This window comes from Citrobacter sp. TBCS-14 (genome assembly GCF_005280805.1).
In the GTDB taxonomy this organism is placed as follows: Bacteria; Pseudomonadota; Gammaproteobacteria; order Enterobacterales; family Enterobacteriaceae; genus Citrobacter; species Citrobacter gillenii.
Window position 1 is genome coordinate 1 of record NZ_SZWM01000741.1, and the last position, 515, is coordinate 515.

1 pseudogene is annotated in these 515 nt (G+C 56.4%); it reads right to left on the reverse strand.

The features are described from left to right. A pseudogene (locus FDX22_RS21025) lies at positions 1–515 on the reverse strand (aminotransferase class V-fold PLP-dependent enzyme); the annotation flags it as partial.

A 515-nucleotide genomic window follows, 5' to 3' on the forward strand; every position in this document is an offset into this window, starting at 1 on the left:
ATGAACGCCTGCGAAATCAAAGGCTAACAGACTGGAGTCCTGGCAGCGGAAGGAACGAAATCCTGGCCGCTTTGCCAGCATATCTTCTGCCAACGTCGCCAGACTGCGGCTCCAATTTTCGGCTTGCACGATATCAATATCCGCAAGCCATTCAAGCGCCGCACTTAATCCAATGACGCCAGCAANGGTGCTGCCTGCGTGGTGAACCCCTCAAAGCTGACCTCGCTAATCATCTTACCACCGCCGAGCCAGGGTGACATTGCGTCCAGTAGCTCAGGCTTACCGTACAGTGCGCCAATGCCGGTTGGGCCGTACAGCTTGTGGCCCGAGAAGGCATAGAAATCAATATCTAACTGCTGAACGTCAGCGGGGAAATGTACAATTCCCTGAGCGCCATCCACCATCACCACCATGCCTGCCGCATGAGCAAGCGTAATCGCGCGGGCTAAGTCAGGGCAGCCGCCGGTGACGTTCGACATCTGACCGAGAGCCAGAATGCGACTGCGTGGGGTGAT